Source organism: Nocardioides sp. P5_C9_2 (genome assembly GCF_054049555.1).
Genome location: NZ_JBFUMD010000033.1, coordinates 1 through 15033, shown reverse-complemented (window position 1 = coordinate 15033; position 15033 = coordinate 1). Strand labels below are relative to the sequence as shown.

The 15033-nt window shown below is 72.3% G+C and carries 17 protein-coding genes; 2 read left to right on the top strand and 15 right to left on the bottom strand.

The window, feature by feature from the left end; translation table 11 throughout:
- The 5 genes from ACXJKL_RS03270 to hisD all read right to left on the bottom strand — a co-directional run.
- Positions 1-359: hemerythrin domain-containing protein (locus tag ACXJKL_RS03270; protein WP_457205619.1), on the bottom strand; the 359-nt coding region annotated here is incomplete at its 3' end.
- A 57-nt stretch (positions 360-416) separates the two neighbouring features.
- Positions 417-1058: an imidazole glycerol phosphate synthase subunit HisH gene (gene hisH / locus ACXJKL_RS03265; RefSeq protein ID WP_457205618.1), complete on the bottom strand. Its 642-nt coding sequence runs from the start codon at positions 1056-1058 to the stop codon at positions 417-419.
- Positions 1055-1684: an imidazoleglycerol-phosphate dehydratase HisB gene (hisB, locus tag ACXJKL_RS03260; protein WP_457205617.1), complete on the bottom strand. Its 630-nt coding sequence runs from the start codon at positions 1682-1684 to the stop codon at positions 1055-1057. Before hisB ends, hisH begins: the two co-directional genes overlap by 4 nt.
- The gene (locus ACXJKL_RS03255; RefSeq protein WP_457205616.1) at positions 1681-2796 is read right to left on the bottom strand and encodes a histidinol-phosphate transaminase; all 1116 of its coding nucleotides are present in this window, start codon (positions 2794-2796) and stop codon (positions 1681-1683) included. Before ACXJKL_RS03255 ends, hisB begins: the two co-directional genes overlap by 4 nt.
- A complete protein-coding gene (gene hisD / locus ACXJKL_RS03250) occupies positions 2793-4094 on the bottom strand; it encodes a histidinol dehydrogenase (RefSeq protein WP_457205615.1) in 1302 nt (433 codons plus the stop codon). The genes ACXJKL_RS03255 and hisD overlap by 4 nt, the downstream gene beginning before the upstream one ends.
- 73 nt (positions 4095-4167) lie before the next feature.
- Between hisD and ACXJKL_RS03245 the strand changes: the two genes are divergently transcribed.
- On the top strand, positions 4168-4833 hold the full coding sequence (locus tag ACXJKL_RS03245) for an LON peptidase substrate-binding domain-containing protein (RefSeq protein ID WP_457205614.1): 666 nt from the start codon (positions 4168-4170) through the stop codon (positions 4831-4833).
- Positions 4834-4852: 19 nt separating this feature from the next.
- Complete coding sequence (gene ybaK / locus ACXJKL_RS03240; RefSeq protein ID WP_457205613.1) at positions 4853-5341, top strand: Cys-tRNA(Pro) deacylase; 489 nt, start codon at positions 4853-4855, stop codon at positions 5339-5341.
- Between the two features lie 6 nt (positions 5342-5347).
- Here the strand turns inward: ybaK and ACXJKL_RS03235 are convergent, their stop codons facing one another.
- The 10 genes from ACXJKL_RS03235 to ACXJKL_RS03190 all read right to left on the bottom strand — a co-directional run.
- Complete coding sequence (locus ACXJKL_RS03235; RefSeq protein WP_457205612.1) at positions 5348-7018, bottom strand: DUF3352 domain-containing protein; 1671 nt, start codon at positions 7016-7018, stop codon at positions 5348-5350.
- 39 nt (positions 7019-7057) lie between these two features.
- Positions 7058-7612, bottom strand: a complete 555-nt coding sequence (locus tag ACXJKL_RS03230; RefSeq protein WP_457205611.1) for a hypothetical protein — start codon at positions 7610-7612, stop codon at positions 7058-7060.
- Positions 7597-11154 (bottom strand): DNA polymerase III subunit alpha, encoded by a 3558-nt coding sequence (dnaE, locus tag ACXJKL_RS03225; RefSeq protein WP_457205620.1) that lies wholly within the window; start codon positions 11152-11154, stop codon positions 7597-7599. The genes ACXJKL_RS03230 and dnaE overlap by 16 nt, the downstream gene beginning before the upstream one ends.
- 180 nt (positions 11155-11334) lie before the next feature.
- Positions 11335-12318: a DUF2332 domain-containing protein gene (locus ACXJKL_RS03220; RefSeq protein ID WP_457205610.1), complete on the bottom strand. Its 984-nt coding sequence runs from the start codon at positions 12316-12318 to the stop codon at positions 11335-11337.
- A 24-nt stretch (positions 12319-12342) separates the two neighbouring features.
- Positions 12343-12672, bottom strand: coding sequence for a DUF6886 family protein (locus ACXJKL_RS03215; protein WP_457205609.1), 330 nt, complete (start codon positions 12670-12672; stop codon positions 12343-12345).
- 23 nt (positions 12673-12695) lie between these two features.
- Positions 12696-13181: a YpsA SLOG family protein gene (locus ACXJKL_RS03210; protein WP_457205608.1), complete on the bottom strand. Its 486-nt coding sequence runs from the start codon at positions 13179-13181 to the stop codon at positions 12696-12698.
- Positions 13181-13342, bottom strand: a complete 162-nt coding sequence (locus ACXJKL_RS03205; RefSeq protein ID WP_457205607.1) for a hypothetical protein — start codon at positions 13340-13342, stop codon at positions 13181-13183. Before ACXJKL_RS03205 ends, ACXJKL_RS03210 begins: the two co-directional genes overlap by 1 nt.
- Entirely contained in the window at positions 13339-13611 is a 273-nt protein-coding gene (locus ACXJKL_RS03200) for a hypothetical protein (protein ID WP_457205606.1), read from the bottom strand. The genes ACXJKL_RS03205 and ACXJKL_RS03200 overlap by 4 nt, the downstream gene beginning before the upstream one ends.
- Complete coding sequence (locus ACXJKL_RS03195; RefSeq protein ID WP_457205605.1) at positions 13608-14333, bottom strand: GNAT family N-acetyltransferase; 726 nt, start codon at positions 14331-14333, stop codon at positions 13608-13610. The genes ACXJKL_RS03200 and ACXJKL_RS03195 overlap by 4 nt, the downstream gene beginning before the upstream one ends.
- Positions 14323-15033 (bottom strand): RluA family pseudouridine synthase (locus tag ACXJKL_RS03190; protein WP_457205604.1); only part of this gene is annotated, 711 nt, incomplete at its 5' end. The genes ACXJKL_RS03195 and ACXJKL_RS03190, both read right to left, overlap by 11 nt.

Below are 15033 nucleotides of genomic sequence, written 5' to 3'. Positions count from 1 at the left end.
CCGCTGCACCGTGCGACCGTGTCCGCGGCCGCGCGGGCGCGGTCCGCCGTCGGGTCCGCGACGACCGCGTCGATCGCGCGGCCGGCGTCGCCCAGCGCCTCCTTCATGGCCGCGTGCTCGTCCTCCATGGCTCGCATCAGGGTGGCGTCGACGCCCCGCGAGAGCAGGAACGGCCACACGAGGGCGTCCTCGGACTCGTGGTGGTGGGTCAGCTCGCGGACGAGGTTCTGCCAGGCCACCTGGATCTGGCGGGCGCGCCCACGGTCCCCGTCCGGCAGCGCCCGGAGCGCCTGCTCGGTGCGTGCCACGTCACGGCGTACGGCGGCGTGGATGACTTGGTTGACACTCATCGTGGCCATGCCGGGACGCTAGCCCCGGGCCCCGCCGCGAGGCGACCCCGATTTCGGGCAACCGCCTCAGAGCGTGGCGACCCAGTTGCGCAGCAGCACGGCCCCGGCGTCGCCGGAMTTCTCGGGGTGGAACTGGGTGGCCCAGAGCGGACCGTTCTCGACGGCCGACACGAACCGGTCGCCGCCGTGCGTGGTCCAGCTGACGAGGGGTGCGCGGGTGCGGTCGTTGGTCACCAGGTCCCACGAGCGGGCGGCGTACGAGTGGACGAAGTAGAACCGCTCCCCCTCGACGCCGGCGAACAACCGGCTGCCCTCGGGGACCTCGACGGTGTTCCAGCCCATGTGGGGCACGACGGGCGCCTGGAGCCGCTCGACGGTGCCCGGCCACTCGTCGCAGCCCTCGGCCTCGACGCCGTGCTCCACCCCGCGGGCGAAGAGGACCTGCATGCCGACGCAGATGCCGAGCACCGGTCGTCCGCCGGCCAGGCGGCGACCGATGATCCGGTCACCCTTGACGGCGCGCAGGCCGGCCATGCAGGCGGCGTACGCGCCCACGCCGGGCACGATGAGGCCGTCGGCCTCGAGGGCCGTGGTGAAGTCGCTGGTGAGGGTCACCTCGGCGCCGGTGCGCTCGGCGGCGCGCACGACCGAGCGCAGGTTGCCCGACCCGTAGTCGAGGACGACGACCTGTCGGGGGGCGGGGCTCAAGAGGCGTCCCCGAGCGTGCCCTTGGTCGAGGGCACACCCGTCTCCCGGGGGTCGAGGGCGATCGCGTCGCGGAAGGCGCGGGCGAACGCCTTGAACTGCGCCTCCACGAGGTGGTGCGGGTCCCGGCCGGACAGCACCCGCACGTGCAGCGCGAGGTGGGCGTGGAAGGCGATCGTCTCGAAGACGTGGCGGGTCAGGGAGCCCTGGTAGGCGGCCCCGTTGACGTCGTTGCCGCCGATGGCGACGTAGATCTGCCCCTCGGGCTCCCCGGTGTGCACGCAGTAGGGACGCCCGGACACGTCGACGACCGCCTGGGCCAGCGCCTCGTCGAGCGGCACGGTCGCGTCGCCGAAGCGCCGGATGCCGCGCTTGTCCCCCAGCGCCTCGCGCAGTGCCTGGCCGAGCACGATCGCAGTGTCCTCGACGGTGTGGTGGGCGTCGATGTGGGTGTCGCCGTTGGAGTGCACGGTGAGGTCGACCAGCGAGTGCCGCGCGAAGGCGGTGAGCATGTGGTCGTAGAAGCCGACGTTGGTGCTGATGTCGGCGCGCCCGGAGCCGTCGAGGTCGACCTCGACGGAGACCTGGGACTCCGAGGTGGTCCGCTCGATCTTGGCGGTGCGGTTCATCGGTGGTCCTCCATGACCTGGATCAGTGCGTCCTTGAATGCGTCCATCTCGGCGCCGGTCCCGATCGAGACCCGCAGCCAGCCGTCCGGCCCGGTCTCCCGGATCAGCACACCCCGGTCGACCAGCCCCTGCCAGACGGYGTGGCGGTCGGCGAAGGTGCCGAAGAGCGCGAAGTTGGCGTCGCTGTCGGCCACCGTGAGCCCCTGTGCGCGGAGCCAGTCGACGGTGGCGTCCCGCTCGACGCGGAGCTCGTCGACCCTGCCGAGCAGCTCCGGTGCGTGCCGCAGCGCGGCCAGCGCCGTGGCCTGGGTGACGGCCGACAGGTGGTAGGGAAGTCGCACGACCCGGATCGCGTCGCAGATCTCAGGGGCAGCGGCGAGGTAGCCGACCCGCGCCCCGGCGAGGGCGAAGGCCTTGCTCATGGTGCGGGTGACGACGAGGTTGCGGTGCGTGTCCAGCAGCTCGAGGGCGCTGGGCACGCCCGCGCGTCGGAACTCGCCGTACGCCTCGTCCACGACGACCAGCCCGTCCCCGGCGGCCTCGCAGAGCATCGAGACCGCCTCGGGCGGCAGCGCGGTCCCGGTCGGGTTGTTGGGCGACGGGAGCAGGACGACGCTGGGGTGCCGCTCCTCGACGAGCGCGCGGGCGGCCTCGAGGTCCAGCGAGAAGTCCTCCTCGCGGCGCCCCGCCACCCACTCGGTCACGCTGTCGCGGGCGTACTCGGGATACATGGAGTACGTCGGCGCGAAGCTCAGCGCCACCCGGCCCGGACCGCCGAAGGCCTGCAGCAGCTGGAGCATGACCTCGTTGGACCCGTTGGCCGCCCAGACCCGGTCGGCGGTGATGCCGCTGCCGCCGGAGGCGTTGAGGTAGGCCGCCAGGGCCTCGCGCAGCTCGGTGAACTCGCGGTCCGGGTAGCGGTTGAGCGACGTCGCCGCCTGCCCCACCGCGGACGCGATGTCCGCGGCCGCCGCGAGCGAGGGACCGTAGGGGTTCTCGTTGACGTTGAGCTGGACCGGTACGTCGAGCTGCGGGGCGCCGTACGGCTCGATGCCGCGCAGCTCCTCACGCAGGGGCGGCCACGACCACTCCGGCGTGGACGCCGCGCTCACTGCTCGAACCGCACGGAGACCGCGGCGCCGTGACCGGGCAGGTCCTCCGCCTCGGCCAGCGTGACGACGTGACCGGCGACCTCGGCGAGCGCGTCGCGCGAGTAGTCGATGACGTGCATCGACTTGGTGAAGGCGCGGACGCTGAGGCCGCTGGAGTGACAGGCGCACCCGGCGGTCGGGAGCACGTGGTTGGACCCGGCGCAGTAGTCGCCCAGCGAGACCGGCGCCCAGGGACCGACGAAGACGGCACCGGCGTTGGTGATGCGGGCGGCGTGCGCCGAGGCCTCGCGGGTCTGGATCTCGAGGTGCTCGGCGGCGTAGGCGTTGACGACGTCGATGCCCTGGCCCACGTCGTCGACCATCACGATCGCGGACTGCGGACCGGTGAGCGCCTGCTGGATGCGACCGGTGTGGCGGGTCGCGAAGACCTGCTTCTCGAGCTCGGCGACCACGTCGTCGGCCAGCGTGTCGGAGTCGGTCACGAGCACGGAGGCCGCCAGCGGGTCGTGCTCGGCCTGGCTGATGAGGTCTGCGGCGACGTGCGCCGCGTCGGCCGAGTCGTCGGCCAGGATGGCGATCTCGGTGGGCCCGGCCTCGGAGTCGATGGCCACGCTGCCGCCGACGAGGCGCTTGGCGGCCACCACGTAGATGGAGCCCGGCCCGGTGATCAGGTTGACCGGGCGGCACGGCCCGGCGCCGTAGGCGAACATGGCGATGGCCTGCGCGCCGCCGACGGAGTAGACCTCGTGGACGCCGAGCAGCTCGCAGGCGGCCATGATGGTGGGCTCGGGCAGCCCCCCGGTGGTCTTCTGGGGCGGGCTGCTCAGCGCGATGCTGCGCACGCCGGCAACCTGCGCCGGGACCACGTTCATGACGACGCTGCTCACCAGCGGCGCGAGGCCGCCGGGGACGTAGAGCCCCACCCGGTCGATGGGCACCTTGCGGTGCGTCACGGTGGCGCCGTCCCCGAGGCTGGTCACCACGTCGTGCTCGAGCTCGGCCTCGCACGTGGCGCGCAGGCGGCGGATCGACTCCTCGAGCGCCTCGCGGACCGCCGGGTCGAGCTCCTCCAGAGCGCGGGTCATCGCCTCGCGGGGAACCGCGATGTCCTCGATCTCGATCCGGTCGAACTCCGCGGAGTACTCCAGGATCGCCTCGACGCCGCGGGCCTTGACCGCGTGCAGCACCGGGGCCACCAGGTGCGTGGCCGCCTCCACGTCGAACTCCGCGCGCGGCACGGCGGCGCGGTAGTCGACGGAGGCACGGTCGGCTCCCCTGAGGTCGATGCGGCGAATCATGGCGCCAAGTCTAGGGACCGCGCCGCGCCGCGGCCGAACCCGTGCCCGGGCTGGACAACGCTAGGGTCGGGGCGTGAGCACTCCCTTGGCGATGTTCCCCCTCAGCACGGTGGTGTTCCCCGGCGTCTCGGTGCCCCTCCACGTCTTCGAGGACCGCTACCGCGCGCTGGTCCAGCACCTGCTGAGCATCGACGATCCCGCCGAGCGTGTCTTCGGCAGCGTGGCCGTCCGCGAGGGCTACGAGGTCGGCGACCACGGGTCGCAGTCGTTGTACCGCGTCGGCGTCCGGCTCCAGCTCACCGAGGTGGAGGCCAACGACGACGGCACCTACGAGATCGAGGCCGTCGCCCGCGAGCGCATCGTGCTCCAGGGCCTCGACACCTCCGGTGAGTACGCCGTCGGGGACGTCACCGAGCACCCGGATGCCGAGGACCCCGTGCCCGAGGAGGTCCTGAGCCGGGCGCGTGCGACGTTCACGGCGTACCGGGCGGCCGTCAGCGAGCTGCAGGGGACGACGTTCTCCGGCTCGCTCCCGCGCGACCCCGGCTACCTGTCGTGGACCCTCGCCGCCCTGGCCCCGCTGCCGATGGCCGAGCGGCAGTCGCTGCTCGAGGCCGACTCGGCGCTCGAGCGGCTGGAGCTGGTGACCTCGCTGCTGCGCGAGGAGCTGCGGGCCATCAACGTCATCCCGTCGCTGCCGGCCACCGAGGTGGCCCGCACCGCCTGGTCCCCCAACTGAGCGCCCGAGCGGGCACGAGATGGCCAGGACCAGGACCGGCGGCGGCACGCCGGCGACCGTCGCGCTGGCCGCTGCGGGCGTCGAGTTCAGCCTGCACGCCTACGAGCACGACCCGCGCAGCGCGTCGTACGGTCTCGAGGCGGCCGAGGCGCTCGGCGTCGAGCCCGGCCGGGTCCTGAAGACGCTGATGGCCTCGCTCGACGGCGCCCTCGCCGTCGGCGTGGTGCCGGTCGACGGCCGGCTGGACCTCAAGGCGCTCGCGCGGGCCCTGGGCGGCAGCAAGGCCGTCATGGCCGACGTCGCCGCGGCCGAACGCGCGACCGGGTACGTCGCCGGCGGCATCTCGCCGGTCGGCCAGAGGCGGGCGCACCCGACCGTCCTCGACGCGTCGGCCCTCGCCTGGCCGACGGTCTTCGTCTCAGGCGGCAGGCGTGGGCTCGACGTGGAGCTGTCACCGGCCGACCTGGTCGCGGTCACCTCGGCGACCACGGCCCCGATCGGCCGGTGAGCGGGCTCAGTCGGTCGTGAGCTTGACGACCGAGTGGGAGACGCCGTCCTCGACCCAGCCGGTGACGCCGAAGGCCGAGAGCGGCTCGATGTTCTCCGCGATCCTCGGGTCCTCCTCGCCGGCCAGGCGCGCCAGCCAGTTGTCGTCGGCGTCGAAGTCGACGAAGAGCAGGGCGGACGCCTCGTCCGCGTCGGCGACGACCTCGTCGAAGGCCTCGGAGTCACCCAGCGAGCCGCCACCGGCGAGGGTGGATCGGTAGTCGGCGTTGGGGCTGATCGTCACCCGGTCGCCGTCGACCTCGGTCTCGAGCATGTCGCCGTCGGGCCCCATCTGCGCCTTGACCTTGTCGAGCGCGGCCTGGATGGCCTCGGGGTCGCCCTGGATGGTGACGCCGACCGGCAGCTCGCCGGGTCCGCCGTTGAAGAAGGACTCGAGGTCGAAGCCCGCGCCCATGGAGACGGCGACACCGTCACCGGCGAGGGCCTCGGCGTCCGCCGGCAGGTCGAGCCCGGACGCCTGGGACATCTCGGCCATCATCTCCTCGGCCGTCATGTCGGTGCCGCCCAGCGTGGCGGCGTTGTCGATCATCGTGGTGAACCAGCCGTCGGTGAACCCGACCCCGAAGGCCGCGACCGTGTCGTCGGGAAGGCCGGCGACCAGGTCGGAGGCACTCTGGTCGAGCCCGGACAGGGCCACCATCGACTGGCCCGGGTCGCCGGCCATCTCGAGCTCGAGGGCGCCGTCGTCGAAGCGGACGGTGACCGCGGCACCCTGGAAGTCGGCGAGCGACTGCTCCATCTCCGGCGTGAGGGGGTCGTCGCCCTGCGAGTCCTCCATGGGCTGGAGGGTCTCCGGGTCGAGGGCCGCGACGTCCGGTACGCCGAACATCGACGACTGGGCGCTCATGAGGTCCCCGAGGTACTTCCCGGCGGCCGGCGCGACGTACACGCTCATGATGCCGGGGTCGCCGGCCTCCTCGGTCCAGCGCTGGAAGTCGCCGTCATCGGCCAGGCTGCCCTCGCCGGCGTCGGCGGCCACCCGGTCGGTGATCTCCACCGTCTCGCCGATCACGGCCCAGTCGCCCTCGACGGTCCAGCCGGCCGTGGCCGAGTCGACCTCGTCGCCACCGCAGGTCTCCTGGAGGGTGGCGAGGCCGTCCTCGGCCCTGCCCGCGTCGGTGACCTGCACGACGAGGACGGGCGACGGCGCCTCGGCGCCGGTGTCGACCGCCGCGACCGCGGCCCGGCTGCCGAGCCAGGGCTCGACGTCGGCGGCGTAGTCGAGGCCCTCGCACTCACCGGACGCGGTCAGCTCGGTGAAGAGCCGCTCACGCAGGTCGTCGTCGGTCTCGAGGTCCAGGTGGTCGGCGAGCGCGGGGAACTTGCGCAGGGTGCGGATGGCCTCGATCTTCTGGCTGCCGCTGGGGTCGAGGTCGACGCTGACGTAGCCGATCGTCCCGGCCGGCAGGGCCTGCGCCGGCTGCGACCCGGTGCTGAGGAAGCTCGACGCTGCCCACGCCACGCCGCCCCCGACCGCCAGGACGCCCACCAGTCCCCCGAGCACGACCAGCCGCTTGCGCCGGTCGGCGGACTGCTCGGACGAGCGGCCGGCGACGGGGCTGCCCGACGACGACTCGAGGTACTCGGGGCCCGAGGGACCCTGCGGCGTGGTGGACATGCGGAACCCCCGTGAACGGCGTGATGAGACGGCCGTAGCCTACCCACCGGAGCGGGGCTCAACCCCGCGAACGCGGCGACCGCGCGTGGTGAACCAGACCAGCGCGAGACCCACGGCGGTCCCCATCGGGAACGCGGTGAAGGCGCTCGACGTGAGGGAGTACGACGCCGCATCGGGGTCGCTCGTGACGACGCGCAGGTCGCTGGGCAGCCGGGTCAGGTCGTCCTTCGCAGCGGCCAGCGGCCGCGGGTCGGGCGGGCCGAGTGTGTGTCCCACGGTGAACATCAGCCAGCCGGCCAGGACCGAGCCCACGACGGCGGCGACCAGGGTCGTCACCTCCCCGGACACCAGCACCCAGCCGAGGATCAGCGCGGTGAGCAGGCCGGCCGCCAGCGCGATCACGACGTACCAGCCGGTGCCGGAGAAGGCGTAGTCGGGACCGGCGGGCTCGAAGAGCCACTCGCCGCGGTAGACGATGCCCAGCGGAGGGGTCCACACCCACTCCCACACGACCCCGGCGATGGCCCCCACCACCGCGAAGGTCGCCAGCACGACCGCGACCCGGCTGACCGCGGCCCTCAGCCCGCCAGGCATCCGGGACCCAGGAGCTGCTTGAGGTCGGCGAAGAGCGCCGGGCTCGGCGTCACCCGGTGGTGGTCACCCACCTTGAGCACGATCGTCCGGTCTCGCATCCGCACGTGCAGGATCACCTCGGTGACGCCCGGGTGGGTGGCCAGGACGTCCTTGAGGCTGTCGACCGTGCCGGGGTTGACCCGGGTGTGCGGCAGGTTGACCGCCACCGGGCCGCTGGGGCCGTCGGAGATGTCGGGGACCGAGACCTCCTGGGCGCGCAGCTCGGGCTGGTCCTTGTCGCGGGAGAGCTGCCCCTTGACCCGCAGGATCGCGTCCTCGACCAGGTGGTTGGWCGCGAGCTGGTAGGCGCTCGGGAAGAGCAGCACCTCGATCGCCCCGTCGAGGTCCTCCAGGGTGATCGTCGCCCAGGCGTCGCCCTTCTTGGTGATCTTGCGCTGGACGCTGGTCACCAGGCCGCTGATCGTCAGGGTGCTGCCGTGGGCGCGGTCCTCGTCCAGCATCAGCTGACCGATGGTGCAGTCGGTGCCGTTGGAGAGGACGTGCTCGAGGCCCAGCAGCGGGTGGTCGGAGACGTAGAGGCCGAGCATCTCGCGCTCGTGGCCCAGCAGCGTCATCTTGTCCCAGTCGTCGATGTCGGGGATCGGGATGCTGGTGCCGAAGCCGCCGTCCGCCTCGTCGAGACCCCCGAAGAGCGAGTCCTGGCCGATGGCCTCGTTCTTCTTGATGTCGATGTACTGGTCGACGGCGGTCTCGTGGATGGTCACCAGCGCGCGGCGCTTGTGCTTCATCTCGTCGAAGGCGCCGGCCTTGATGAGCGACTCCACCACGCGCTTGTTGCACACGTGGRCCGGGACCTTCTCCATGAAGTCGTTGAAGTCGGCGTACCGCCCCTTCTCCTCCCGGCCGCCGACGATGCCGTCGACGACGTTGGCGCCGACGTTGCGGATGGCGGTGAGGCCGAAACGGACGTCGTGACCGACCGGGGTGAAGTTGGCGTGCGACTCGTTGACGTCCGGCGGGAGCACCTGGATCTTCATCCGTCGGCACTCGTTGAGGTAGATCGCGGACTTGTCCTTGTCGTCCTTGGTGCTGGTCAGCAGGGCCGCCATGTACTCGGCCGGGTAGTTGGCCTTGAGGTAGGCGGTCCAGTAGGAGACGAGCCCGTACGCCGCGGAGTGGGCCTTGTTGAAGGCGTAGTCGGAGAAGGGCAGCAGGATGTCCCAGAGGGTCTGCACGGCCTTCATGGAGTAGCCGCGCTCGACCATGCCCGCGGAGAAGATCTCGAACTGCTTGTCGAGCTCCTCCTTCTTCTTCTTGCCCATGGCGCGGCGGAGCAGGTCGGCCTGGCCGAGCGTGTAGCCGGCGAGCTTCTGCGCGATCGCCATGACCTGCTCCTGGTAGACGATCAGGCCGTAGGTCTCGCCGAGGATGTCCTCCAGCGCCTCGGCGAGCTCCGGGTGGATCGCCTCCACGGGCTCGCGACCGGTCTTGCGGCGCGCGTACTTGTTGTGGGAGTCGGCACCCATCGGTCCGGGGCGGTAGAGCGCGCCCACCGCCGAGATGTCCTCGAACTTGTCGGGCCGCATCGAGCGCAGCAGGGCCCGCATCGGGCCACCGTCGAGCTGGAAGACGCCGAGGRTGTCCCCGCGCTGGAGCAGGCTGTAGGTCGCCGGGTCGTCGAGGGTGAGGTCCTCGAGGACGACCGTCTCGTCGCGGTTGACCTTGATGTTCTTCACCGCGTCGTCGAGGACGGTGAGGTTGCGCAGCCCCAGGAAGTCCATCTTGATGAGGCCGAGGGCCTCGCACGTGGGGTAGTCGAGCTGGGTGATCATCGCGCCGTCGGCGGGCCGCTTGAGCAGCGGGATGACGTCGATGAGCGGCTCGCTGGACATGATCACGCCGGCCGCGTGCACGCCCCACTGGCGCTTGAGCCCCTCGATGCCGATGGCGGTGTCGACCACGCGCTTGACGTCGTTGTCGTTCTCGTAGAGGCCGCGGAACTCGCCGCCCTCGCCGTAGCGCTTGTGGTTGGCGTCGAAGATGTCCTTGAGCGGGACGTCCTTGCCCATCACCGCAGCCGGCATCGCCTTGGTGATGCGGTCGCCCATGGCGAAGGGGTAGCCCAGGATGCGGCTCGAGTCCTTGACGGCCTGCTTGGCCTTGATGGTGCCGTAGGTGACGATGTAGGAGACCCGGTCGTCGCCGTACTTGTCGGTGACGTAGCGGATGACCTCACCGCGTCGACGCTCGTCGAAGTCGATGTCGAAGTCGGGCATCGAGACGCGGTCGGGGTTGAGGAAGCGCTCGAAGATCAGGCCGTGCTCGAGCGGGTCGAGGTCGGTGATCCGCATGGCGTAGGCGACCATCGAGCCCGCACCGGAGCCGCGGCCGGGGCCGACGCGGATGCCGTTGTCCTTGGCCCAGTTGATGAAGTCCGCGACGACGAGGAAGTAGCCGGGGAAGCCCATCTGGGTGATGACGCCGAGCTCGAACTCGGCCTGCTTGCGCACGTCGTCGGGCACGCCGGCCGGGTAGCGCACGGCGAGTCCGCGCTCCACCTCCTTGACCAGCCAGGAGTCCTCGTTCTCCCCGGGCGGGCAGGGGAAGCGCGGCATGTAGGTGCCGTTGCCCTCGGTGAAGGTGACGTCGCAGCGCTCGGCGATCCACAGCGTGTTGTCGCAGGCCTCGCGCAGGTCGTACTTGTCGACCCACAGCGAGCGCATCTCGGCCGGCGACTTGAGGTAGTAGCCGTCACCGTTGAAGGCGAACCGCTGGCCCGGGCCGTCGCCGGCCGGGATGTCCATCGTCGAGCCGGAGTTGATGCAGAGCAGGTGCTCCTGGCTCTTGGCGTCGTGCTGGTGGACGTAGTGGGAGTCGTTGGTCGCCAGCAGCGGGATCCGCAGGTCCTTGGCGAGGCGCAGCAGGCCGTCGCGGACCCGGCGCTCGATGTCGAGCCCGTGGTCCATCAGCTCGAGGAAGTAGTTGTCGCGGCCCAGGATCTCCTGGTAGTCCGCGGCGGTCTGGCGGGCGGCGTCGTAGTTGTTGTGGCGCAGGTGGACCTGGACCTCGCCCGACGGGCAGCCGGTGGTGCCGATGATCCCGGCGCTGTGCTGGGACAGCAGCTCGCGGTCGGCCCGCGGGTGCTGGAAGAAGCCGTCGCGCCACGCCCCGGTGGAGAGGCGGAACAGGTTGTGCATGCCCTCGGTCGACTCCGAGAGCAGGGTCATGTGCGTGTAGGCGCCGCGGCTGGAGACGTCGTCCGGCCCACCCTTGTAGAAGTTGACGCGCTTGCGCTCGAAGCGGCTGATGTTGGGCGTGAAGTAGGCCTCCATGCCGATGATCGGCTTGACCCCGGCGGCGGTGGCCTTCTTGTAGAACTCGTAGGCGCCGAACACGTTGCCGTGGTCGGTCATCGCGACGGCCGGCATCCCCAGCTCGGCCGTGTGGTTGGCCAGGTCGCCGAGGCGCGCCGCGCCGTCGAGCATCGAGTACTCGGTGTGGACGTGCAGGTGCACGAAGTTGTCGTTGGAGCCGGCCGACATCGGGGTCTTCCACACCTTCTTCGGGTCGCTTCGGGGGGTCGCGGGAACGGTCGCGACTGACGGTCCAGCAAGCCTCGCTGGAGGGACGCGGGATCATCGCGGAGGGGAAGAGCGATCAGCCTACGTCAGTGTGACAGGGGGTTCCGACATCGCTTCCGGCGTGCCGTCCGGACCCCGGGGTCACCGCGGTACGCCGCCCGTCGGACGCCACTCCAGGGCGTGCCCGTGACCGTGCGCGGCGGCCACCGGCACCCCGTCGAGGGCCAGCACGAAGCGACCCGGCCCGACCTCGACGTCGCCGGTCACCCGGGGCAGGACGTGGGGCGCCTCGTTGCTGATCCAGTGGCAGGCGCCCGCGGCCACGAGGGCGGTCATCGTCTCGTGGAAGCGGTCCCGGGCGTCGTCCTCGAGGTAGGCGATGACCGCGCTGTGGAGGACCACCGGGGTCCCGTGCCGCCCGGCCTCGTCGAGCACGGCCGGGAGCCGGTCCAGCAGGTCGCCGCGGACGACGTACGGCGGCTCGCGACGCGCCACCTCGACGGCCGCGCGCAGCCGGCGGCGGCGCTCGTCCTGCTCGGGCCAGACGAGGGTGGTCAGCCACGCCATGGCGTCCTCGTCGGCGACGTCGAGGGGGTTGAGGTCGACCCCGCCGCGCCAGGCGACCTCCGGGTGCCGGTCGGGCACGGGCACCGGGCCGGTGGCCGTCGCCGTGAGCGTGGGTCCCCCGCTGCCCGTGAGCCTCCCGGCGCCCGGCCAGTCGTAGTCGTAGCGGTCGGGGAACAGGCACAGGCCGGCGCTGGCCCCGACCTCGACGAGCGCCAGCGGCCCGTCGAGCATGCCGAGGACCGGGGTGAGGGTCGCCAGGCGGCCGACCTCGTTGGTCTGGGTGGCGCGGGTCCGGATCGTCGCCTTGACGGCCTCCTCGCGCTCGAGCAGGACGGCCCGGAACGCGGCGTACTCCCCCGGCGCCGGAGCCCCGTGCCAGCGCGCGGCGGCGAAGACGAGGTTGGGCTGCTGCTTGGGCCGCGGCAGGTCGGCGAGCCAGGCGTGCACCTCGGCGTCCTCGGCCACCCCGAGCGCCCACGCCTCGAACGTCGGGCTGTCGCCACGCGCGAACGTTGCGAAGTCGCGGTAGCGGTCGGCGATCTCCCCGCGCATCAGCATGGCCGCCACGCTAGCCCCGCTCGGTCAATGCCCGGACGCGGCGGGTCCCCGCCCGGCGTTGCGCATCCGGATGGCGGAGAAGTCCCAGCCATCGGCCACGACCCGGTCGAGGTGGGCCTCCAAGCGGGGCAGGACGCGGAGCTCGATGCCGTGCTGCTCGTGCAGCCCGATGAGGTCGGCGACCCTCACGGGCGGGCCCAGCGCGGTCACCGGCGTGACGGCGACGAACGCGTGCGGCCGCTCCCCGAAGGGCTCGAAGGCAGTCGCCGCGAACCGGTAGGCGCAGTGCCGGACCTCGGCCATCGCCGGGAGCCACGCCTCCTCGACGGCGGGGCAGCGGCCCCTGGGGTCCACCGGGTGGACCCTTCGGGCCGCCATCAGCGTCGGTCCCACAGCTCCTCGAGAAGCCTGCGGGCGACGTCGTACCCCTGCGGCCACTCGGAGGAGCGCGGCCCGGCGACGTCGAGCACGCAGGGCGCGGGGAGCGCGTCGAGCCAGGCCGCGACGCGCTCGGCCGGGCCGGTGGTGACCAGGCATGGTCGGCCGAGCCGTGTGGCCTCGTCCACCGTGAGCAGGGTGCCACCGGCGACGAGGTGGGCGGGGGCGACCACGAGGACCGCTGTGCTGTCCCGGACGTTGAGCCGGGTGCGCTCGGCCGGGTCGGGCGTCGGGGACTCGCGCAGGCCGGGGTAGGCCGCCAGCAGGCCCGGAGGGGCTGGCTCGTCCTCGGCGACGCCGCCCGCCGGGCACCACCCGGCGTACGGCAGGCCGAGGGCGATCGCGACGTCCAGCGCGGCTCGGTCGACCCCCGACTGACCGCCGGAGACGACGACGAGGGCGCTCGCCGTTTCGGGGCCAACCATCACGACGGCCCGTCGATCCGCGCCGCCAGCACTGCCACCGCCTCCGGCACCTCCAGGCCCCCGATGCCGATCGTCGTGACTCCCGGCCGGGTGGAGGAGCCCTCGCGCAGGCGTCGCGCCCACTCCAGGACCGCGGCGTCGCCACCGTCCGCGACGATCACGCGGTTGCTGGCCGCGGTGGTCGGTGCGGCGGCATCTGTAGCAGCACGACGGAACGGCCCTCGGCGAGGTGGGCGGAGATCATGGCCAGCGCCAGCGGTCGCACCACGCCGCCGGTCCCCACGAAGTCGTCCTCCCAGCCACCGACGAGGCTCCGCAGGAGGTCGATGTCGCAGTTGAGCCAGCCCGGCCGGGACGACACCAGCGCGCGGGCCAGCGTGGACTTGCCGACACCCGGGGCGCCGTTCAGGTGGATCAGCCGGCCGGTCACGACCCGTGACGGGCGGCGTCGAGCGACTCCGAGATGACCGCGTGCATGATGCGGGCCACCCGCGCCTCCCCCAGCTCCGGGGCGAGCTCGGCGACCCGGGCGACGACGTCGCGCTCGCGGGCGTCGTCGCGCGCGGGGTCGGCGACCTCCGAGACGTCCCGCTTGTGCTCCTGCACCACCCGGGTGAGCGCGACCCGGCGGGCCAGGGCGTCGCCGAGCAGCAGGTCGACCTCGTCGATCATCGCGCGGAAGAACCGCAACGGGTCGGCGCCCGGCCACGCCATCCTCACGTCGGGGAGGTGCTCCTCGTTGGCCGAGCCGTCGGTGCGCTCCAGCTCGACGAGGCCGTGACGGGCGTAGAAGGCCCGCGCGGGCACGTTGGACTCGAAGACCCAGAGCCCGAAGCCGTCCGGGCGCTGTGCCTTCGCGAGGTCGAGCAGCACCGAGCCGACGCCGGAGCGTTGGGCGTCGGGGGCGACGTACAGCCCGTCGAGCCAGGTGCGGGTCAGCGCCGCGAAGCCGACGAGCGCGCCGTCGGCCTCGGCGAGCCACACCTCGCGGGCGGTGAGGTCCCACGACCCGACCCAGCGGCGTACGTCGTCGTCGGGATGCACGCCGGCAGGCATGTGCGGCGCGGCCGCACGACGGGCCGCGAGGTGGACCTCGGCGACGGCGGGCAGGTCCTCCGGCCCGGCCGGGCGGAGCGACACCTCAGTGGGCATCACGGATGACCTCGAGCGCGTGGGCCAGGTCGTCGGGGTACGTCGACTCGTACTCGACGTACGCGCCCGTGTCCGGGTGCTCGAAGCCCAGCTTGACGGCGTGCAGCCACYGCCGCTCGAGCCCCACCCGCTTGGCGAGCGACGGGTCGGCCCCGTAGGTGATGTCGCCGACGCACGGGTGCTTGAGGGCGGACATGTGGACGCGGATCTGGTGGGTGCGACCGGTCTCGAGGTGCACCTCGAGCAGCGAGGCGAAGCGGTGCGCCTCCAGCGTCTCGTAGTGCGTCACCGAGGCGCGGCCGTCAGCCATCACCGCGAACTTGTAGTCGTGCTTGGGGTGACGCCCGATCGGCGCGTCGACCGTGCCCTGCCACGGGTCCGGGTGCCCCTGCACGAGCGCGTGGTACGTCTTGTCGACCGTGCGGTGGCGGAAGGCGTTCTTGAGCACCGAGTAGGCGTGCTCGGACTTGGTGATCACCATGACGCCGGACGTGCCGACGTCGAGGCGCTGGACGATCCCCTGCCGCTCGCTGGCGCCACTCGTGGAGATGCGGAACCCCGCTCCGGCCAGGTGCCCGACGACGGTCGGGCCCGACCAGCCCGGCGAGGGGTGCACGGCGACGCCGACCGGCTTGTCGATCACGACGATCGACTCGTCGTCGTGGATGATCTTGATGCCCTCGACGAGCTCGTGGACCAC

Bases quoted from the DNA above. Each gene is read 5' to 3' on its own strand.
- ACXJKL_RS03235 (WP_457205612.1), bottom strand. From the start codon at position 7,018: ATGTCCACCACGCCGCAGGGTCCCTCGGGCCCCGAGTACCTCGAGTCG.
- ACXJKL_RS03230 (WP_457205611.1), bottom strand. From the start codon at position 7,612: ATGCCTGGCGGGCTGAGGGCCGCGGTCAGCCGGGTCGCGGTCGTGCTG.
- hisB (WP_457205617.1), bottom strand. From the start codon at position 1,684: ATGAACCGCACCGCCAAGATCGAGCGGACCACCTCGGAGTCCCAGGTC.
- ACXJKL_RS03195 (WP_457205605.1), bottom strand. From the start codon at position 14,333: ATGCCCACTGAGGTGTCGCTCCGCCCGGCCGGGCCGGAGGACCTGCCC.
- hisD (WP_457205615.1), bottom strand. From the start codon at position 4,094: ATGATTCGCCGCATCGACCTCAGGGGAGCCGACCGTGCCTCCGTCGAC.
- ybaK (WP_457205613.1), top strand. From the start codon at position 4,853: ATGGCCAGGACCAGGACCGGCGGCGGCACGCCGGCGACCGTCGCGCTG.
- ACXJKL_RS03210 (WP_457205608.1), bottom strand. From the start codon at position 13,181: ATGGTTGGCCCCGAAACGGCGAGCGCCCTCGTCGTCGTCTCCGGCGGT.
- ACXJKL_RS03220 (WP_457205610.1), bottom strand. From the start codon at position 12,318: ATGCTGATGCGCGGGGAGATCGCCGACCGCTACCGCGACTTCGCAACG.